The sequence below is a fragment of the Acidimangrovimonas sediminis genome, from assembly GCF_002871005.1.
GTDB classification, from domain to species: domain Bacteria; phylum Pseudomonadota; class Alphaproteobacteria; order Rhodobacterales; family Rhodobacteraceae; genus Acidimangrovimonas; species Acidimangrovimonas sediminis.
This window is the reverse complement of sequence record NZ_PHSN01000007.1, coordinates 116,048-137,161: the sequence shown is the minus strand read 5'-3', so window position 1 is coordinate 137,161 and position 21,114 is coordinate 116,048. Positions and strand designations below refer to the sequence as shown.

At 68.3% G+C, this 21,114-nt stretch carries 15 protein-coding genes; 5 read left to right on the top strand and 10 right to left on the bottom strand.

Features of this window, described 5'->3' with window-relative positions; genetic code table 11:
- The first annotated feature begins 29 nt into the window (after window positions 1–29).
- The 5 genes from CVV76_RS08780 (at window position 30) to CVV76_RS08760 (ending at window position 8,542) form a co-directional block, all read left to right on the top strand.
- Window positions 30–1,529 (top strand): bifunctional enoyl-CoA hydratase/phosphate acetyltransferase, encoded by a 1,500-nt coding sequence (locus CVV76_RS08780; protein ID WP_102224262.1) that lies wholly within the window; start codon window positions 30–32, stop codon window positions 1,527–1,529.
- Window positions 1,526–2,740: an acetate/propionate family kinase gene (locus CVV76_RS08775; RefSeq protein ID WP_102224261.1), complete on the top strand. Its 1,215-nt coding sequence runs from the start codon at window positions 1,526–1,528 to the stop codon at window positions 2,738–2,740. Before CVV76_RS08780 ends, CVV76_RS08775 begins: the two co-directional genes overlap by 4 nt.
- Before the next feature lie 23 nt (window positions 2,741–2,763).
- The gene (locus tag CVV76_RS08770) at window positions 2,764–5,247 is read left to right on the top strand and encodes a plasma-membrane proton-efflux P-type ATPase (RefSeq protein WP_102224260.1); all 2,484 of its coding nucleotides are present in this window, start codon (window positions 2,764–2,766) and stop codon (window positions 5,245–5,247) included.
- 140 nt (window positions 5,248–5,387) lie between these two features.
- On the top strand, window positions 5,388–7,574 hold the full coding sequence (gene uvrB / locus CVV76_RS08765; RefSeq protein ID WP_102224259.1) for an excinuclease ABC subunit UvrB: 2,187 nt from the start codon (window positions 5,388–5,390) through the stop codon (window positions 7,572–7,574).
- Between the two features lie 227 nt (window positions 7,575–7,801).
- Window positions 7,802–8,542 (top strand): DUF4396 domain-containing protein, encoded by a 741-nt coding sequence (locus CVV76_RS08760; protein WP_102224258.1) that lies wholly within the window; start codon window positions 7,802–7,804, stop codon window positions 8,540–8,542.
- Here the strand turns inward: CVV76_RS08760 and CVV76_RS08755 are convergent.
- The 10 genes from CVV76_RS08755 to CVV76_RS08710 form a co-directional block, all read right to left on the bottom strand.
- Entirely contained in the window at window positions 8,526–8,861 is a 336-nt protein-coding gene (locus tag CVV76_RS08755; RefSeq protein ID WP_102224257.1) for a DUF5658 family protein, read from the bottom strand. The genes CVV76_RS08760 and CVV76_RS08755 overlap by 17 nt on opposite strands.
- Window positions 8,862–8,886: 25 nt before the next feature.
- Complete coding sequence (locus tag CVV76_RS08750; RefSeq protein WP_269844484.1) at window positions 8,887–9,204, bottom strand: antibiotic biosynthesis monooxygenase family protein; 318 nt, start codon at window positions 9,202–9,204, stop codon at window positions 8,887–8,889.
- Window positions 9,205–9,494: 290 nt separating this feature from the next.
- Complete coding sequence (locus tag CVV76_RS08745) at window positions 9,495–9,971, bottom strand: Hsp20 family protein (protein WP_102224255.1); 477 nt, start codon at window positions 9,969–9,971, stop codon at window positions 9,495–9,497.
- 296 nt (window positions 9,972–10,267) lie between these two features.
- Window positions 10,268–11,137 (bottom strand): trypsin-like serine peptidase, encoded by an 870-nt coding sequence (locus CVV76_RS08740; RefSeq protein WP_102224254.1) that lies wholly within the window; start codon window positions 11,135–11,137, stop codon window positions 10,268–10,270.
- Window positions 11,138–11,433: 296 nt separating this feature from the next.
- Entirely contained in the window at window positions 11,434–12,717 is a 1,284-nt protein-coding gene (glcF, locus tag CVV76_RS08735; RefSeq protein WP_102224253.1) for a glycolate oxidase subunit GlcF, read from the bottom strand.
- Complete coding sequence (locus tag CVV76_RS08730; protein ID WP_102224252.1) at window positions 12,717–13,826, bottom strand: FAD-binding protein; 1,110 nt, start codon at window positions 13,824–13,826, stop codon at window positions 12,717–12,719. The genes glcF and CVV76_RS08730 overlap by 1 nt, the downstream gene beginning before the upstream one ends.
- 74 nt (window positions 13,827–13,900) lie before the next feature.
- A complete protein-coding gene (locus CVV76_RS08725) occupies window positions 13,901–15,334 on the bottom strand; it encodes an FAD-linked oxidase C-terminal domain-containing protein (protein WP_102224251.1) in 1,434 nt (477 codons plus the stop codon).
- A 107-nt stretch (window positions 15,335–15,441) separates the two neighbouring features.
- Entirely contained in the window at window positions 15,442–16,020 is a 579-nt protein-coding gene (locus CVV76_RS08720) for a thymidine kinase (RefSeq protein WP_102224250.1), read from the bottom strand.
- A gap of 147 nt (window positions 16,021–16,167) precedes the next feature.
- Window positions 16,168–19,509, bottom strand: a complete 3,342-nt coding sequence (gene carB, locus CVV76_RS08715; protein WP_102224249.1) for a carbamoyl-phosphate synthase large subunit — start codon at window positions 19,507–19,509, stop codon at window positions 16,168–16,170.
- Window positions 19,510–19,772: 263 nt separating this feature from the next.
- The gene (locus CVV76_RS08710) at window positions 19,773–21,023 is read right to left on the bottom strand and encodes an SAM-dependent methyltransferase (protein ID WP_102224248.1); all 1,251 of its coding nucleotides are present in this window, start codon (window positions 21,021–21,023) and stop codon (window positions 19,773–19,775) included.
- Window positions 21,024–21,114: the final 91 nt, after the last annotated feature.

Below are 21,114 nucleotides of genomic sequence, written 5' to 3'. Positions count from 1 at the left end.
TCCGGCGCCCCAGTTGCAGGACCCTCCTCATGGACACCACCCCCGACCTGATCACCAACCTCACCTTCGAAGAGATCGCACCGGGCCAGAGCGCAAGCCTGACCCGCACCCTGACGATCCGCGACATCGAGCTGTTCGCCACGGTCTCGGGCGACATGAACCCTGCCCATGTCGACCCCGAATTCGCCAGGAGCGACCTGTTCCACAAGGTGATCGCCCACGGCATGTGGGGTGCATCGCTGATCTCCACCGTGCTGGGCACCCAGCTGCCCGGACCGGGCACGATCTACCTTGACCAGAGCCTGCGTTTCCTCGGGCCGATCGGGCTGGGCGACACGGTCACCGTCACCGTTACCGCCCGCGAGAAGGACGAAAAGCATCACCGCATCACCTTCGATTGCCGCTGCGTCGACCAGTCGGGCAAGGTGGTGATCGACGGCGTCGCGCTGGTGATCGCACCGACCGAGAAGGTATCGCGACCCCGCGTCGTGCTGCCCACCGTCACCCTGCGGCAGCCCGGCGCCAAGTTCCGCGCGATCATCCGCCAGGCCGAAGCGCTGCCGCCGCTGCCGACCGCCGTGGTGCACCCGGTGGATGCCAACGCGCTTGGCGGCGCGGTCGCCGCGGCGCAGGCCGGGCTGATCGCGCCGGTACTGGTCGGCCCCGCGGCCCGGATCCGCGCCGCGGCCGAAGAGGCGGGCCTCGACATCGCGCCCTATCGCCTTGTCGCGACCGAGCATTCGGCCGAAGCCGCCGCCACCGCCGCGCGGCTTGCGCACGAGGGCGAGGTGCAGGCGCTGATGAAGGGCAGCCTGCACACCGACGAGTTCCTTCACCCCGTCATGGCGGCCGAGAACAACCTGCGCACCGCGGCGAGGCTCAGCCACGTGTTCCTGATGGATATGCCCAGCTACGACCGCCTGCTGTTCATCTCGGACGGGGCGATCAACATCGCGCCCGACCTCTCGGCCAAGCGCGACATCGTCCAGAACGCCATCGACATGGCCCACGCGCTGGGGATTGCGGAACCCCGCGTCGCCATCCTCTCGGCGGTCGAGGTGGTCAATCCGCGCATCCCCTCCACCCTCGATGCGGCGGCGCTTTGCAAGATGGCCGAGCGCGGCCAGATCTGCGGCGGCATCGTCGACGGGCCGCTGGCCTTCGACAACGCGGTCTCGCCCGCCGCCGCCAGCACCAAGCATATCGTCTCGCCGGTGGCGGGCGCCGCCGACATCCTGATCGCGCCGGACCTGGACGCCGGGAACATGATCGCCAAGCAGCTGGAATACCTGGCCGGCGCGGCGGCAGCGGGGGTGGTGCTGGGCGCGCGGGTGCCGATCATCCTGACCAGCCGGGCCGACGATGCGCAAAGCCGCCTCGCCTCCTGCGCGGTGGCGGCACTGATCCGCGCCCACAAGGCCGCGGGCGGGGCGATCGCCGGAGCCGCGGCGGCGACGGTCGGGACGACAGGCAAGGGCACTGGCGTGGACGGCGCTGGCATGGACGGCGCGGGGGCCGGGCAGCCATGACCGACACCGTCCTGACCCTGAACGCGGGCTCCTCCAGCCTGAAGTTTGGCCTTTACCGCCTGCGTGGCGGCACCGCCGATCCCGCCCCGCTGGCCGACGGCCATGTCGACGGGCTCGGCTCGGCCCCGCATCTGCGCATCGTCGAGACGGGCGCCGCCCATGCGCTTGACCACCGGTTGCCGGCCGGGGCGGACCATGGCGCGATCCTGCGCCTCGTCCTCGACTGGATCGCGCGGCATGAGGACGGCTTGCGGCTGGTCGCCGCCGGCCACCGGGTGGTGCATGGCGGCCCGGCCTTCACCCGGCCCGTCGTCGTCACGCCGGAGACGCTCACCCGTCTCGACGCGCTGACGCCGTTGGCCCCGCTGCATCAGCCCCACAACCTCGCCCCGATCCGGGCGCTGGCCGAAGCTGCGCCGAATCTGCCGCAGGTCGCCTGCTTCGACACCGCCTTTCACGCCGGAAACGCCCCGGTCGCCACGCATTTCGCCCTGCCGCGCGAGCTGACCGGCGCGGGCATCAGGCGCTATGGCTTCCACGGCCTGTCCTACGAATACATCGCAAGCCGGCTGCCCGATATCCTCGGGCCCGTCGCCGGGGGCCGCGTGGTGGTGGCCCACCTCGGCAACGGCGCCAGCATGTGTGCGATGAAGGACAGGCGCAGCGTGGCCTCGACCATGGGGTTCACCGCCCTCGACGGGCTGCCGATGGGCACCCGCTCGGGCGCGATCGACCCCGGGGTCCTGCTTTACCTGATGAAGGAAAAGGGCATGGGATACGAGGCGCTTTCCCGGCTGCTCTACCGCGAATCGGGGCTTCTCGGCGTGTCGGGGATCAGCAACGACATGCGCACGCTTCTGGCCAGCGACGCCCCCGAGGCGCGCGAGGCGGTGGAGATCTTCACCTACCGCATCACGCGGGAGCTGGGCTCCCTCGCCGCCGCGCTCGGCGGGCTCGACGCGCTGGTCTTCACCGGGGGCATAGGCGAACACGCGGCCCCCGTGCGCGAGGCGGTCTGCCGCGCGGCTGACTGGCTGGGCCTGCGCTTCAACCCGGCGGCGAACGACGCCGGCGCACATTGCCTCAGCAGCGCGGGCAGCGCCGTTGCGGTCTGGGTCATTCCCACCGACGAGGACCTGACCATCGCGCGCCACACCGCCCGCGTGGTCGGAGGCCCGGTCGGAGAGGCCGCCGGGACAGACGAGAGATGAGAGACGCGACGACAGGAGCCAGGATGACCGCCGGCACCCCCACCCCGGAGGCAGCGCAACCCGCCCTGCCCCCCACCGATCCGAAACGCGGCCTGACCGCGGCCGAGGCCGACACGCGGCTGGCCCGCTTCGGCCCGAACGCCCTGCAGGAGCGCCGACAGAGCCTGCTGAAGCGGATCCTGGGCTATTTCTGGGGGCCGATCCCCTGGCTGATCGAGGTCGCGGCGGTGCTGTCGCTGGCGCTTGGCGACTGGGCCGATTTCGGCGTGATCCTCGCGATGCTGCTTCTCAACGCCGGGGTCGGCTTCTGGGAGGAGAACAAGGCCGACAACGCGATCGCCCTGCTGAAGGAAAAGCTGGCCCCCACCGCGCGGGTCCTGCGCGATGGCACGTGGCAGGAGATCGCGGCGGAGCAGCTGGTGCCGGGCGACATCGTGCGGCTGGCGATCGGCAACATCATCCCGGCCGACCTGCGGCTGGCCGAGGGCGCATATCTGTCGGTCGACGAGGCGGCGCTGACGGGGGAATCCCTGCCGGTCGACAAGGCCCCGGGCGACACCGCCTATTCCGGCGCGGTGGTGAAGCTGGGCGAGATGACCGGCGAGGTCACCGCCACGGGCATGCACACCTATTTCGGGCGCACGGCGGCGCTGGTGCAGTCGGCGGCCCCCAAGTCGCATTTCCAGCAGGCGGTGATGCGGATCGGCAATTTCCTGATCGTCAGCGCGCTCGCGCTGGTGGCGCTGATCGTCGTCGTCTCGATCCTCCGGCACGATCCGTTCTGGCGCACGGTGCAGTTCGCCCTTATCCTGACCGTCGCGGCGATCCCGGTGGCCCTGCCCACCGTGATGTCGGTCACGATGGCGGTCGGGGCCGAGCGACTGGCGCGGATGAAGGCGATCGTCGCGCGGCTGGTCTCGATCGAGGAGCTGGCGGGTGTCGACGTGCTGTGTTCGGACAAGACCGGCACCCTGACCCTCAACCAGCTGACGGTCGAGGCCCCGCGCCCCGCGCAGGGCGCGACGGAGGACGACCTGCTGCTGGCGTCGGCCCTGGCGTGCAACGCCACGGCGCCCGACGCGATCGACCAGGCCGTACTGGCGGCGGCAAAGGGGCTGGAGGCGCTTCCCGGCTATAGCCGGGGCCGCTTCACCCCCTTCGACCCGGTCTCGAAACGGACGGAGGTGGAGGCCACGAAGGACGGCGCCAGCTGGCGCTTTTCCAAGGGCGCGCCGCAGGTGATCCTCGACCTTGCCAAGGTTGCGGGCGACGCGCGCGCCGTGATCGAGGCCGAGGTCGTGGCGCTGGCCGACAAGGGGTTCCGCGCGCTCGGTGCGGCCCGCGCCGCCCCGGGGGGCGCGTGGCAGTTCCTCGGCCTTCTGCCGATCTTCGACCCGCCGCGCCCCGATGCCGCCGACACCATCGCGAAGGCCGAGGCCATGGGCCTCGAGGTCAAGATGATCACCGGCGACCACGAGGCGATCGCGCGCCAGATCGCCGGGCAGCTCGGCCTCGGCGAGCAGATCGAGCCGGCGGGCCAGCTGCTCGACGGAGCCGACGGCGAGGTGATCGCGCGGGTCCGCGCCGCGGACGGCTTTGCCCGGGTGCTGCCGGAACACAAATTCCGCATCGTCGAGCTGCTACAGAAAAGCGGCAGCATCGTCGCGATGACCGGCGACGGCGTGAACGACGCCCCCGCCCTGAAGCAGGCCGACGCGGGTATCGCCGTCAGCGGCGCCACCGATGCCGCCCGCGCCGCCGCCGACCTGGTGCTGACGGAAAAGGGCCTTTCGATCATCACCGAGGCGATCGCCGAGGCCCGGCGCATCTTCGAGCGCATGACCAGCTACGCCACCTTCCGCATCGCCGAGACGATCCGGGTGCTCTTGTTCATGACGCTGACGATCCTCGCCTACAACTTCTACCCGGTCACCGCGATCATGATCGTTCTGCTGGCGGTGCTGAACGACTTTCCGATCATGATGATCGCCTATGACAACGTCACCGTGGCCGAACGACCGGTGCGCTGGGACATGCACCGGGTGATCACCATCGCAAGCACCCTGGGCGTGTTGGGCGTGGCCGAGACGTTCCTGCTGTTTTGGTACGTGGACAGCGTGATGCACCTGCCGCGCGAGGTGATCCAGACGCTGATCTTCCTCAAGCTCCTCGTCTCGGGGCACATGACGCTTTACGTCACGCGCAACCAGGGCTGGTTCTGGCAACGGCCCTGGCCCGCGCTGCGGCTTTTCCTCGCGACCGAGACGACGCAGGTCGTGGGCACGCTCTTCGCGGTTTACGGCGTGCTGGTCACGCCGATCGGCTGGCCCATGGCGCTTCTGGTCTGGGCCTATTGCCTTGTCGTGCTGCCGGTCGAGGGCGCGGCGGCGATGACACTCCGCCGCCTGCTGACCCGGCGGCGGGAGGCCCGGGCGCAGATCGGCGCGCAGCCCAGTGCTCGGGCCCAGGCGCGTCCCGCGCCTCAGGGCGGGACGACGGGGCGCTAGGCAGGGCCGCGCCGCTCCTGCGACCCGGACACCCCCGGCCCGCACCGGGGGCCAGTACCGTGGCGCAGATCCGCGATGCGAAGGGTTGCACCGGAACAAAAACGGACCAGATTGGGGGAAACCCCTCAGGGAATCGTCCGATGCCGCACAACAATACCAACGCGCCGACGCTCCGGCCCGACGTGCTTACCCGCCCCAAGCTGGAGGGCGGCCGGCGCTTCGTCATGCAGACCCCGTTCCAGCCGGCGGGCGACCAGCCCACCGCGATCGCGGAACTGGCCGGCGGCGTCACGGCGGGCGAACACGATCAGGTCCTGCTGGGCGCCACCGGCACCGGCAAGACCTACACCATGGCCAAGATCATCGAGGAAACCCAGCGCCCGGCGATCATCCTTGCCCCCAACAAGACACTGGCCGCCCAATTGTACGGCGAATTCAAGGGCTTCTTCCCCGACAACGCGGTGGAATACTTCGTCAGCTACTACGATTACTACCAGCCCGAGGCCTATGTCGCCCGCTCGGACACCTATATCGAGAAGGAATCCCAGATCAACGAACAGATCGACCGGATGCGCCACTCGGCCACCCGGGCGCTGCTGGAACGCGACGACGTGATCATCGTGGCCTCGGTCTCGTGCATCTACGGCATCGGCTCGGTCGAGACCTACTCGGCCATGACGCAGGATCTGGTCGCGGGGGAGACTTACGACCCCCGCCAACTGATCCAGGAACTGGTGGCGCAGCAATATCGCCGCAACGACGCCGCCTTCCAGCGCGGCAGCTTCCGGGTGCGCGGCGACGTGGTGGAGCTTTGGCCCGCCCACCTTGAAGATCGCGCCTGGCGGTTCTCGTTCTTCGGAGACGAGCTGGAAAGCATCGTCGAGTTCGACCCGCTGACCGGCGCCAAGACCGACACGTTCAAGCAGATCCGCGTTTACGCCAACTCGCACTACGTGACCCCGCGCCCGACGATGAACCAGGCCGTCGTCGGCATCAAGAAGGAGCTGCGCGACCGCCTCGCCCAGCTGGAAAAGGAAGGGAAACTTCTTGAAGCGCAGCGCCTCGACCAGCGGACCTCCTTCGATCTGGAGATGCTGGAGGCCACGGGCGTCTGCAACGGGATCGAGAACTACTCGCGCTATCTCACCGGCCGCGCGCCGGGTGAGCCGCCGCCCACCCTGTTCGAATTCATCCCCGACAACGCCATCGTCTTCGCCGACGAAAGCCACGTGACGGTGCCGCAGATCGGCGGCATGTACCGCGGCGACTACCGGCGCAAGTTCACCCTGGCCGAGCACGGTTTCCGCCTGCCGTCCTGCATGGACAACCGACCGCTCAAGTTCGAGGAATGGGACGCGATGCGCCCTCAGTCGGTCTTTGTCTCGGCCACTCCCGCCGATTGGGAGCTTGACCGCACCGGCGGCGTTTTCACCGAGCAGGTAATCCGCCCCACCGGCCTGCTCGACCCGCCGGTCGAGATCCGCCCGGTGGAAATGCAGGTCGACGACCTTCTCGACGAAGTGCGCAAGGTGGCCGCTGCCGGGATGCGCACACTCGTGACCACCCTCACGAAACGCATGGCCGAGGACCTGACCGAATACCTGCACGAACAGGGTATCCGCGTGCGCTACATGCATTCCGACATCGACACGATCGAGCGGATCGAGATCCTGCGCGACCTGCGCCTCGGCGCCTTCGACGTGCTGATCGGCATCAACCTTCTGCGCGAGGGGCTCGACATCCCGGAATGCGGGCTGGTGGCCATTCTCGATGCCGACAAGGAGGGCTTCCTGCGTTCGGAAACCTCGCTGGTGCAGACCATCGGCCGGGCCGCGCGGAACGCCGACGGGCGGGTCATCATGTATGCCGACCGCATCACCGGCTCCATGCAGCGCGCGCTGGACGAGACCAACCGGAGACGCGCCAAGCAGATCGCCTATAACGAGGAACACGGTATCACCCCCGCCACGGTGAAGAAGAACGTCGAGGACGTGCTGGCGGGCCTGTGGCAGGGCGACACCGACATGAACCGCGTGACCGCCAAGGTCGAGGCCCCCATGCACGGCGCCAACCTCGAGGCGCATCTCGACGCGCTGCGTGTCCAGATGCGCAAGGCCGCGGAAAACCTGGAGTTCGAAGAGGCCGCGCGCCTGCGCGACGAGGTCAAGCGGCTGGAGGCGGTGGACCTTGCCGTCTCCGACGACCCGCTGGCGCGGCAATCGGCGGTCGAGGCGGCGGTGGAGGCCGCGGGCGCCGCCAAGGGCCGCTCCACCGCCGGCCGCCCGGGGATGAGTTCCAAGCCGAGGAAACGCCCCGCGCGCAAGTGACGTGCCGGGGGGCAATGCATCCGTCCCGCCCGCTCAACCGCGGGAAAGGTTAAGAAAAAACTTCGCCGCCTCAGGAACCGCCCTGCCCCTGCGACGTTGTGTCTGTGTCCGGCTTGCCTGTCCGGATAGCGTCTAACGTGCCTTCTGTCCCCGGCACGCGCCCCGGTCCCTTCCCCAGAGGGCCGGGGCAGACGCCTCTAACCTTTCCGAACCGGACCGTTGTCTTCATGTATCCTTCCTGGCTCGTCGTTCTGTCCTGGCTCACAATCGTGCTGGGGGTGGCGTCCGCGCTCTGGGTGGCGATCGACGTCCGCCGCAGACCGCCGCCGATGGGCATCATGGCCGCGGTCTGGCCGCTGACCGCGCTGTTCGGCGGGCCCATCCTTGTCGCCTTCTACCTGCGCCATGGCCGCTCGCCCGAGGGCGGCGCCGACCACCACCATCATCACCACCATCATCATGGCGACAACCACGGCGGTACCGCCGATCCCTCAGCCGTCTCCGTCACCAAGGGGTCGCTGCACTGCGGGGCCGGCTGCAGCCTCGGCGACATCCTGGCCGAAAGCGCCGCCGCGCTCTGGCCCGGGATCCTGACCTTCTTCGGCTATCCCGGGTTCTGGCCGGACCGGATCTTCGCGGCCTGGGGCCTCGACTTCATCCTCGCCTTCGTGCTGGGGATCGTGTTTCAGTACTACGCCATCGTGCCGATGCAGGGGCTGAAGCCGTTGCAGGGCATCGTTGCGGCGGTGAAGGCCGACGCGCTGTCGCTGATCTCGTGGCAGGTGGGCATGTACGGCGCCATGGCGATCTTCCACTTCTGGGTCTTCCCCGATCTGATCGGGGCGCGGCTGATCCCCGCCTCGCCGCCGTTCTGGCTTGCGATGCAGATCGCCATGGGCGCGGGCCTGCTCACCGCCTGGCCAACCAACCGCATGCTGATCCGCCACGGCATCAAGGAAGCGATGTAGCCCCCGGCCGCCGCGCCGCACGGGCCCGCCGCCGCCTCCGGCGCCAGACCCGCAGGTTGTGCATGACCACCCACAGGTACAGCAGCGCCACGGCCCAGAGCAGAAAGCCCGACCCCTGCCACCACAGCCACAGCGTCAGGCCCAGCCCCGCAAGCTTGGCCAGTGCAAGACCCCCGACCCGGCCAAGCAGCCGCATGCAGGCCGCGACCAGAGGGTTGGCCTCGCGCGCGCCCCGCCCCATGGCCATCAGGGTCGTCGCCATGTCAGCAAGCTGCAGCACACCCACGGCCAACGCGGCAAGGTCGATGCTCCGGATCATTCCCGCAAGATCTCCTGACGGATGCTCAGAACACTGCCGCCACCTCGTACATCACCGGTTCGAACCGCGAACAGAGTGACGAGATATGGCGGTTGCGCTCGCGCATCTCGGGGCTGCGCAGCATGGCCTGGAAATCCTCGCGGCGGCGCCACTTGGAATAATTCGCGATCCGGGTCTGGGCGTCGTTCACATGCAACCCCGCCGCCAGGAAACCAGGCTGCTTCGAAATGAAGCTGGCATAGGCATCGGTCAGCGCCTCAAGAAGATCGGCACAGGTGCCGGGGGTCATCTCGAAGGTGGTGATCACGGTCTGTCCGCTGAAGTCGTCGTCGATCTGGGGCACGGGTTCTCTCCTCCCAAACATGAACCATGCCGCCAGCCTAGCATGAAAGCGGCCACACCGGATCTGTAGCGCAGCTCCGCCGCCACACCTTGATCTGGCGCAGATACCATGCCGCCCTCTTCCTTCCCGTCTTTCTGCTCGAAAATATCCCGGGGGGTGCAGGGGGCAGCGCCCCCGCCGGTCCCGCCGTCCGGGCCGCGCGACATGCGAAAAGGGGCGCGCCAGCGGCACGCCCCCCGAAGTTTCCAGTCCGATCCGGTCTTTCCTGCGATCGGGGTCTCTCCGGCCGATCAGGCCTCGGCCGGCGCTTCCTGCGCCTCGACGGCCTTGGCCTCGAGGTCCGAACTGCGCGCGATCTCGATCCGGCGCGGCTTCAGCGCCTCGGGCGTCTCGCGCACCAGGTCGATGTGCAGCATGCCGTCGGCATGGGCGGCCCCCGTCACCTTCACGTGGTCGGCCAGCGCGAAGCGGCGCTCGAAGGCGCGGGTCGCGATACCACGATGCAGGTAGGTTCGGTCGGTCGCATCCTCGGCCTTGCGGGCGGCGACGACGAGGGTGTTTTCCTTCACCTCGACGTTCAGCTCGTCCGCCGCGAAACCGGCGACGGCGATGGTGATGCGATAGCCGTTCTCGGCGGTCTTCTCGATGTTGTAGGGCGGGTAGGTCGATTGCCCGACGTCATTGGTCAGGGCGCGGTCGACGAGGTCGGCGAAACGGTCGAAGCCGACGGTTGCCCGGTAAAGCGGGGCAAGATCAAAGGTACGCATTGTCATCCTCCATGGAGCGATGTGGTGTTGCGCCTTCCCCTGCGGGGACAGGCAGGAAAACCGGGCCCGTCATGGCACCCGGACAGGGCTTAGGTATGTATCGCGCAACGGCGCTTCAAGACCCCGCCAGCCCCCTGCGGGCCGTCTGCATGGCAAGGCGCAACCCCCTGCAATCACGCCGGAAACACGGCGCTGGAAACATGGTGTCGGGGCACGCACTCTCAGGGTACGGAGCATGGCTCACGGGTTGGGGATCAAGGCCGATATCTAAGGGCCGGCACTTCAGGGCCCCGGGGTCACGGACGCAGGAACTTGGCCCCGCCGGCGCGGATGCCCCCGGCTCCCATGCCCCCGGCGCGAATGCCGCCGGTCGGCAGCACCCCCGTCACCGCGCCGCCGTCGCCCGGCACCGGCGCCCGGACGAAGCGGCTCCCGTCCGACGCCTTCAGCTCGGCGCGCAGCGTCTTCAGCGGATCTTCGGCCGCGATCCCCAGCGACACGGGCTTGCCGCGGATCACCGCCTTGCCCGAGACCACAGCGACGATCTCGGGCCGGCCGTCGACGAACTGGAACACCGGCGCACCCGAGGCGCCGAAATCAATGTCGCAGCTCATCACCACGATCGAGTTGCGCCGCGCCAGAACCTGGCAGGCCTTCTGGTAGGAGGGCACCTCCGACCGCCCCTGGGCATAGGACACGACCCCCACCGTCGCCCCCGGCGCCGGCGGCGCGCCAACGTCGAAGGGCTGAATCGACGGCAACCGGATCGGGCTGTCGAGTTCCAGCAACGCAAGGTCGTAGTTCACGTCGCCCGCCGACTTGCGGTCGGAATAGACATAGGACGGATGCGCCAGCGCCCGGCGCACGTCGCGGTAGGCATCGGCCCGCCCGTTGCGCCAGCCCGCCAGGAACCGCAGCTTCGAGGCATCGACCAGCTTTCCGGTCGACGGATCGTGCAGGCAGTGCGCCGCGGTCAGCACCAGCGTCGGAGAGATCAGCGCCGCGGTACAGAAGCCCCGCCCACCGATGTCGAGCTGCCCGACCCCGTTCCAGCCGGCCACCTCGTAGCCGGTCTCGAGCTTCTCCAGCGCGGCGTCGGCACGCGCCGCGATCGGCAGCACAAGGCTGAAAAGGCTGAGAATCGCCAGGAAGGAGGCAAGGCGCATGAGGTCGGTCCGGGGTCTCGGGTCTTCGTATCTGATCTTTGGCGTGGCACGTCCGATCGGCACAACCGATAGCCCGGCCCCACGGCCAAGATACGGCAAGTCGGCGGCGCCGGGCCGAAAATGCGCGTGAACACTGCGCATCCTTCCGCAACCGTTGCCCCCGTGCCGCGCCGGGCCGCGCCGTCTCGTTACAACAACGACCCCATTACAACGACCGGCGGCGCGGGATGTTCCGCCGCGCGCCGCAGTGCCCCCAGCCCCCGCACGGTCACGCCAGGCCCGTCACGCCAGGCCCGTCACGCCAGCGCGCGCGGCTTCGGCCCACCCGTCGCCCAGTCGAGCAGCTCCACCGTATGCACCACAGGCACCCCGGTACCGGAGCCGATCTGCATCATGCAGCCGATATTGCCCGCCGCGATCACCTGCGGCGCCTTCGCCTCGAGCGTCTTCACCTTCCGCGCCTTCAGCTCGGCCGAGATCTCGGGCTGCAACAGGTTGTAGGTCCCCGCAGAGCCGCAGCACAGGTGGCTATCGGCAGGCTCGACCACCTCGAAACCCACCTGCTTCAGAAGGGATTTCGGTGCGGTCTTCACCTGCTGCCCGTGCTGCAGGGAACAGGCCGCGTGATAGGCGACCCTGAGACCCCGGTCGATGCCCTCGGGAAGGCCGATCCGCTCCAGCAGCTCCGACACGTCGACGGCAAGGTCCGCCACCTCGGCCGCGTCCCCGGCCAGCGAATCCGCCGCGAACATGTGGCCGTAATCCTTCACCGTGGTGCCGCAGCCGCTCGTGTTCACCACGATCGCGTCCAGCCCTTCGCCCCGCTTCTCGGCCATCCAGGCGCGGATGTTGCGCGCGGCGCTGGCGTGGCTGTCGTCCTGCATCCCCATGTGATGGGTCAGCGCCCCGCAGCAGCCCGCGCCCAGGGCCACCACCACCTCGCAGCCGAGGCGGCGCAGAAGCCGGATCGTCGCGTCGTTGATGTCGGTGTTGAGCGTCTTCTGCGCGCAGCCGGTCATCAGCGCCACCCGCATCTTCCGCGGCCCCTCCGCCGCGAACACCTGCGGCCGGTCGCCCGCCGAGGGCCTGGGCAGCCTGTCCGGCGCCATCGCCAGCATGGCCCTGAGCCGCGCATCGGGCATCAACCGCGCAAAGGGCCGCCCCAGCCGCGCCGCCATCAACGCCAGCCGGAACCGCCCCGGGTGCGGGATCACCTTCGCCAGCATCCACCGCAGCAGCCGCTCGCGCGGGGGGCGGGTGTAGGTTTTCTCGATATGCGCCCGGGCATGATCGACGAGGTGCATGTAATGCACCCCCGACGGACAGGTGGTCATGCAGGCAAGGCAGCTCAGGCAACGGTCGATATGCTTGACGGTCTTGGCATCCGCCGGCCGCCCGCTCTCCAGCATGTCCTTGATCAGGTAGATCCGCCCGCGCGGGCTGTCCAGCTCGTCGCCCAGCACCTGATAGGTCGGGCAGGTCGCGGTGCAGAACCCGCAATGCACGCAGGCCCGCAGGATCTCGTTCGCCCGTTTGATGCCCGGCTCGGCCAGCTGCGCCTCTGTGAAATTCGTCTGCATCAGCCCATGATCCCCGGATTGAGTATGCCGCGCGGATCGAACCTTGTCCGGATCCCCTGCGAGATGGTCGCCAGCGCCGGCGCCTCGGGATGGAACGGCACCACCGCGACCCGCGTGTCCGCCTCGGCCCGCACCAGCGTTGCGTGCCCCGGCACCTTCAGCCGCGGGCGCAGGTCCGTCCCCGGCGCCACGAGCGCCCAGATCAGCCCGCCGGCCCAATCCATCGCCACCGCCTCGGCACCAAGCCCGTCCACCACGTCCGGCGCGTCCGACGGCTTGACCGAGATCCGCCAGACATCGCCCGCGCGCCCCGCCAGCGCCGTCACGTCGCGGATCGCCGACCAGCGCGCGGCCACCGCCCCCGGCGCCTCCTCGATCCCGACCTCGGCGTGCCGTCCCATCAGCGCGGCAAGCTTGCCCGCACGGGCCGCCACCGAGGCCGCGAACCCCTCCAGCCGCAGGATCACGCCCTCGCCCGGCACCCAGGCCGCCCCGCTCACCTCGTAGGGCGTGCCCATGGCCGCGGCCATCGCCGCCACCGCCTCGCGCGGGCCGGCGACGGCCACCACCAGCGAGGCCGCCGCCTCCGGGACCGGCAGCACCTTGAAACTCACCTCGCTCAGCACGCCCAGCGTGCCGTGACTGCCCGCCATGAGCTTCACGAGGTCATAGCCGGTGACGTTCTTCATCACCCGCCCGCCGTTCTTCACCACGATGCCAGCGCCGTCGACGAACCGCACCCCGATCAGGCTGTCGCGGCAGGCCCCTGCCTGGATCCGCCGCGGCCCCGAGGCATTCGCCGCCACCACGCCGCCGACGGTGCTCTCGCCCGAACGCCCCAGAAGCCCGCGCAGGTCCGGCACCTCGAAGGGCAGCCTCTGCCCCTCGCCCGCCAGCGTCGCCTCGATCTCGGCCAGCGGCGTTCCCGCCCCGGCCACCAGCGTCAGCGCCCCCGGCTCGTAAAGCGAGATCCCCGACAGCCCCGCGGTCTCCAGCACCTCGCCCGTCACCGGCCGGCCGATCGTCCGCGTCCCGCCACCCCGCACCCGAAGCGGCCCAGCCGCCCCGCGCACCATCTCGGCCAGTTCTGCCTCGCTTGTCGGCCTCATCCCAAATCCATCTTCTTCTGAGCAAAAATATCCCGGGGGGGTGCAGGGGGGCAGCGCCCCCCGCTCCTCCCGCGTCACGCGGCCCGTCGCCCGGCGCTCACGCGCAGCGGGAACACCTTCGCGGGGTTCAGCAGCCACTGCGGATCGAACACGTCCTTCACGCGCATCTGCGCCTCCAGATCCTCGGGCGCGAACTGCACCTCCATCAGGTCGCGCTTCTCGATCCCCACGCCATGCTCCCCGGTCAGGCAGCCGCCCACCTCGACGCAGAGCCTGAGGATATCCGCCCCGAAGGCCTCGCATTTCTCCAACTCGCCCGGCGTGTTCGCATCGAACAGAATCAGCGGGTGCATGTTGCCGTCACCCGCGTGGAAGACGTTTGCCACGTCCAGACCGTAGTCGCGGCTCATCTCGCCGATCCGGCGCAGCACCTCGGGCAGCGCGGACACCGGGATCGTCCCGTCGAGGCACATGTAATCGTTGATCTGCCCCATCGCGCCGAAGGCCGACTTGCGGCCCAGCCAGATCTTGCGCGACTGCTCCTCGGACTGGCTCTCGCGCAGCTCGACCGGGTCGTGGCGCAGCGCGATCTGCTTGATCAGGCCCAGCTGCGCGTCGATCTCCGCCGGGCTGCCCTCGACCTCGACGATCAGCAGCGCCTCGCAATCGGGATAGCCGGCGCCCGCGAAATCCTCGGTCGCGCGGATGCAGGGGCGGTCCATGAACTCGATCGCCACGGGCAGGACGCCCGCCTTGATGATGTCTGAGACACAGGCCCCGGCCACCTCGCTGCGGTCGAACCCCATCAGCACCGGCCGCGCCCCCTCGGGCTTGCGCAGGATGCGCAGCGTGGCCTCCGTCACCACGCCCAGCTGTCCCTCGGACCCGCAGATCACCCCCAGCAGGTCCAGCCCCGGCGCGTCGAGATGCGCGCCGCCCACCTCCACCACCGTGCCATCCATCAGCACCATGGTGACGCCGAGCAGGTTGTTCGTCGTCACCCCGTATTTCAGGCAATGCGCCCCACCCGAGTTCATCGCGATATTGCCCGCGATGGCACAGGCCAGCTGCGACGACGGGTCGGGAGCATAGAAGAAATCGTCAGCCTCGACCGCGCCGGTCACCGACAGGTTGGTGCGCCCGGTCTGCACCCGGATGAAGCGGTTGGGATAATCCGTCTCGAGAACCGCGTTCAGCCGCGCGACGCCCAGGATCACGCAATCCGCCGTCGGCAGCGCCCCGCCGGCGAGCGACGTGCCCGAGCCGCGCGGCACCACCGGCACGCCCTCCTCGTGGCAGATCTTCAGGATCGCCGAGACCTCCCCGGTGGAGCGGGGCAGGACGGCGCAGAGCGGCGGGCAGCGGTAGGCGGTGAGCGCGTCGCATTCATAGGCGCGCGTCTCCTCGATATCCGAGACCAGCGCGTCCTGAGGCAACACCTCTGCCAGCCGCGCGACAATCCGATCCTTGCGCGCCAGGACCGCGGAATTCGGGGTCGGCATTTCCATCGCTGTCCTCCCACGGCGAACTGGTCAGGAAATATAACCAATTCAGGGGGTGGCGCAAGTGGAGCGGGCCGGCCCGCGTATTTGGGGAACAATGAAAGGGAAAGGCGTCAGTCTTCCATCACCTCGCGCCCGTGGCGTCGGCAGAGCGCGACGTAGCTTTCGTTGCCACCCACCTGCACCTGCGCGCCCTCGCGCACCACCTGACCCTTGGCATCGAGGCGGGCGACCATGGTGGCCTTTTTGCCGCAATGGCAGATCGTGCGGACCTCGCGCATCTCGTCGGCCAGGGCCAGGAGCGTGGCGGAGCCGGGGAACAGCTCGCCCTGGAAATCGACGCGCAGGCCATAGCACATGATCGGCACGCCGAGGTCGTCGACCGCGCGGGCCAATTGCCAGACCTGCTCGGGCGACAGGAACTGCGACTCGTCGAAGAAGATGCAGTCGACCGCGCTTGCGGCGAGGCGGCTCTCGATCTTCACGAAGACGTCCTCGCCCGGTTCGAACACGTCGGCCTCTTCGCTGATGCCGATGCGCGAGGCGATGGTCCGGGTGCCGGCCCGATTGTCCAGCCGCGCAGTGACCAGGTAGGTCTGCATCCCCCGCTCGCGGTAGTTGTAAGACGCCTGGAGGAGCAGCGTCGACTTGCCCGCGTTCATCGTGGAGTAGTGGAAGTAAAGCTTTGCCATGGGGCAGGTCTGCGCCTTTCGCGTCGGAGGGAAAGGTCGGGACGCCGCCGTCCCGCTCTGTGGATAACGCGATCGGCGGCCCTATGGTTCAGTTCCGCCACGAGAATTCGGGCAGGCGCCGGCGCCCCGGAACGGGACGCCGCTTTTTCAGCCCTGCAGCGTGCGCACGCCGATCTCGCCCTCGCCGCGCGACTTCATCGCGGCGACCGCGGCGATGGCGCCCGCGGCGGTCGTGTAATAGGCGATCTTGTCATAGAGCGCGACCGAGCGGATCTCGCGGCTGTCCTCGATCGCCTGGCTGCCCTCGGTGGTGTTGAACACCAGCGCGATGTCGGAATTCTTCATCCGGTCGACGATGTTCGGACGCCCCTCGTAGACCTTGTTCACCACCTCGCAGGTGACGCCCGCAGCCTCGAGGAACTTGGCCGTACCCCGCGTCGCCACCACGGCGAAACCCATGGCGGCGAGGTCGCGCATCGCGTCGGCCATCGCCTCGGTCTTGTCCATGTCCTTGATCGAGACAAAGACCCGGCCGCCCTCGGGCAGCTTGGTCCCCGCGCCCATCTGGGCCTTGAGGAAGGCCAGCGCGAAGTTGCGGTCCCAGCCCATGACCTCGCCCGTCGAACGCATCTCGGGCCCGAGGATCGTGTCGACGCCGGGGAAGCGGGCGAAGGGCATCACCGCCTCCTTCACGCTGTACCAGGGCGTCTTGGGGTCGGCCAGAGTCAGCGGATCGGCCAGCGGCAGCGGCGTGTCGGGGCCCACCCCTTCCGGGTACGGCGCGCGCATCGGGAAGGACGAGAGCTTTTCCCCCGCCATCAGCCGCGCCGCGATCGACGCGATCGCGCTGTCGGTGGCCTTGGCAACGAAGGGCACGGTGCGCGAGGCCCGCGGGTTGACCTCCAGCACGTAGATCACGCCGTCCTTGATCGCGAACTGCACGTTCATCAGGCCGACCACGTTCAGCCCCTTGGCCATCAGCACGGTCTGGCGCTTCAGCTCGGCCACGGTCTCGGGGGTCAGCGAATGCGGCGGCAGGCAGCAGGCGGAATCGCCCGAGTGCACGCCGGCCTCTTCGATATGCTCCATGATCCCGGCGACATGCACGTCGGTGCCGTCGCAAAGGGCATCCACGTCGACCTCAATCGCGCCGGAAAGGTAGCTGTCCAGAAGCACCGGGTTCTTGCCCGAAACCACCACCGCGTCGCGGATGTAGCGCTCAAGATGCGCGTCGTCGCGGACGATCTCCATCGCGCGGCCACCCAGCACGTAGGACGGCCGGATCACCAGCGGATAGCCCACTTCGGCCGCGATCCGGAACGCCTCGGTGTCGGAATGGGCCAGGCCGTTCTTCGGCTGCTTCAGCTCCAGCTTGTTCAGAAGCTTCTGGAACCGCTCGCGGTCCTCCGCAAGGTCGATCGCGTCGGGCGTGGTGCCGAGGATCGGGATGCCCTCGGCCTCCAGGTCGTTGGCAAGCTTCAGCGGCGTCTGGCCGCCGAACTGCACGATCACGCCGTGCAGCGTGCCGCGCTCCTTCTCGACGCGCAGGATCTCCAGCACGTGTTCCAGCGTCAGCGGCTCGAAATACAGGCGATCCGAGGTATCGTAATCGGTCGACACCGTCTCGGGGTTGCAGTTGACCATGATGGTCTCATAGCCCGCGTCGGTCAGCGCGAAGCAGGCGTGGCAGCAGCAATAGTCGAACTCGATCCCCTGCCCGATCCGGTTCGGACCGCCGCCGAGGATGACCACCTTCTTGCGGTCGGAGGGGCGCGATTCGTCCTCGACCTCTCCCATCACCGGGGTCTCGTAGGTGGAATACATGTACGGGGTCTGGGCCTCGAACTCGGCCGCGCAGGTGTCGATCCGCTTGAAGACCGCGGTGACGCCCAGATTGCGGCGGGCCCGGCGGACCTGGCCTTCCTCGCGGCCGGTCAGCTTGGCGAGGCGGGCGTCGGTGAAGCCCATCATCTTGAGGCGGCGCAGGCCCTGCTCGTTCATCGGCAGGCCGTCGCGGCGGATCGATTCCTCGGCCTCGACGATCTCGCGGATGCGCGACAGGAACCACGGGTCGAAGGCGGTCGCCTGCTGGATCTCGTCGTCGGTCAGGCCGTGGCGCATCGCCTGGGCGATCAGCCGCAGGCGGTCGGGCGTCTGCTGCGAGATCGCCTTGATCACCGCCGCCTTGGCCGACGGGCCTTCGGCACCCTCGATCGCGATCTCGTCGAAGCCGGTCAGGCCGGTCTCCAGCGAGGCCAGCGCCTTCTGCAGCGATTCGTGGATCGTGCGGCCGATCGCCATCGCCTCGCCCACCGATTTCATCGCGGTGGTCAGTTCCGGCTTCGATCCCGGGAACTTCTCGAAGGCGAAGCGCGGGATCTTGGTCACGACGTAGTCGATGCTCGGCTCGAACGAGGCCGGTGTGACCTTGGTGATGTCGTTGTCCAGCTCGTCGAGCGTGTAGCCCACAGCAAGCTTGGCCGCGATCTTGGCGATGGGGAAACCGGTCGCCTTCGATGCCAGCGCAGAGGAGCGGCTGACGCGGGGGTTCATCTCGATCACCACCATGCGGCCGTCGGCGGGGTTGATCGCCCATTGCACGTTCGATCCGCCGGTCTCGACCCCGATCTCGCGCAGCACGGCGATCGAGCCGTTGCGCATGATCTGGTATTCCTTGTCGGTCAGCGTCAGCGCCGGCGCCACGGTGATCGAATCGCCCGTGTGCACGCCCATCGGATCGACGTTCTCGATGGAACACACGATGATGGCGTTGTCGGCGCGGTCGCGCACAACCTCCATCTCGTATTCCTTCCAACCCAGCAGCGATTCGTCGACCAGCACCTGCGCCACCGGCGAGGCGTCGAGGCCCGAGCGCACGATGCGTTCGTAATCGTCGCGGTTGTAGGCCACCCCGCCGCCGGTGCCGCCAAGGGTGAAGGCCGGGCGGATGATCGCGGGCAGGCCGATATCCTCCAGCGCTTCCAGCGCCTCGGCGACGCCCGCCTTGATGTCGAACTTGCCGTTCGCAAGCTTCGGCGCGGCAACGATCGTCGCCTTGGGGTTCTCCAGGCCGATGCGGTCCATCGCCTCGCGGAACAGCTTGCGATCCTCGGCCATCTCGATGGCTTCGCGGTTGGCGCCGATCAGCTCCACCCCGAATTTCTCGAGCACACCCATGTCCGCAAGGGCGAGCGAGGTGTTCAGACCGGTCTGCCCGCCCATCGTGGGCAGCAGGGCATCGGGGCGTTCTTCCTCGATGATCTTGGCTACGACCTCGGGGGTGATGGGTTCGATGTAGGTGGCGTCGGCAAGGCCCGGATCGGTCATGATCGTCGCGGGGTTGGAGTTCACCAGGATCACCCGGTAGCCCTCTTCGCGCAGCGCCTTGCAGGCCTGTGCGCCGGAGTAGTCGAACTCGCAGGCCTGGCCAATGACGATGGGCCCTGCGCCGATGATCATGATTGACTTGATATCGGTTCTTTTCGGCATCGTCCGGCCCCTCGATCGCGCAAATTGTCGGGGTTATAGCCAGCAAGACGCGGGGTGCAAGCCCCGAAGCGACGCAGGGCCACCCCAAGCCGCCGGGCGCGCACCCCGCGTGGGGCACCGCCCCTCCTTCATTGTTCCGCAAATACGCATGCGCGGCGGGCCATCTTGCAGACCGGGAACAATCGCTGCGCCCGCCCTGCCCGATCCGGCAAGGGCGGACGCAGCGGGCGTTCGCTGTCAGATGCCGCGCGCCGCGCCGGGGCCTATTCGGCCGCCTCGGCCCGCTGCGGCACCTCGACCATGTCGTTCGCCGGGCCGTCGTCCTTGTAGAGGTAGTCGCGCGTCAGCGGCACGGCCTCCTGCTTGTGGGCAAGCTGTATCTGGAACACGCACTGGTCGTTGTAGCGGAACGTCAGTTCGCAGGCGACGAGGTAGAATCGCCACATCCGGCAGAAGCGCTCGTCATACAGCTCCTTCGCCTCGTCGACCCGGGCCATGAACCGGTCGTGCCAGTGGCGCAGCGTCTCGGCGTAATGCAGGCGCCAGACCTCCACGTCGGTGGTGTAGAGCTGCTCCTTCTCCACCGTCGCCATGGTCTCGGACAGCGCCGGGCAATAGCCGCCGGGGAAGATGTACTTCAGAATCCACGGGCTGGTGGTGCCGGGCGGGGAAGGCCGGCCGATCGTGTGCACCAGCGCCACGCCATCCGGGGCGAGCCGATCGTAGATCGTGCGGAAATAGGTGCGGTACTGCGGCACGCCCACGTGTTCGAACATGCCCACCGACACGATGCGGTCGAACTTGCCCTGCACGTTGCGGTAGTCGCAGAGGCGAAATTCCAGCCGGTCCTCGAGCCCCGCTTCCTTGGCACGCTGCACCGCGATCTTGTGCTGCTCCTCGCTGAGCGTCACGCCCAGCACCTTGGCGCCGTAGTCGCGCGCCAGCGTCAGGCCCAGGCCGCCCCAGCCACAGCCGATGTCGAGGACCGTCATGCCCGGCTCGATCAGCAGCTTCTTGGCGATGTGGTGCTTCTTCGCCTCCTGCGCCTCTTCAAGCGAATAGGTCGGCTCGCGGAAATAGGCGCAGGAATACTGCCGGTCCGAATCGAGGAAGAGATCGTACAGCTTGCCCGACAGGTCGTAGTGATGCGCCACGTTGCGCTTCGACCGCCCGGTCGGATTGAACTGGTCGAGCATCCGCTTCATCGACTGCAGCCGCATCGTCCAGTTGCGCCAGTTCTTCGGCGCGTCCTGGATGTTCTGCAGCGCCAGCGTCAGAAGACCATAAAGGTCGTCGTTCTCGATCTGGATGGTGCCGTCGGTATAGCCCTCGCCCAGGGCCATGTCCGGATTCATCACCATCTTGCGCGCCATGTCGGGATCCGTGACCTTCACGGTCACGCTCGGCAGTCCGCCGTCTCCATGACGCAGTGTCTTCCCGTCGGGCATGTGCAGCACCAGCGAGCCTTTCCGCACCAAACCCGACAACATCCTGTCAAGCAATCCTGTCCACATCCCAATCTCCTAGAAGTTCCCCGGCGGCTGTCCCGTCAATTAATCTTTGTAAACCAAAGCTAGGGCGGAATTCACGAGAGGCAAAACGGTG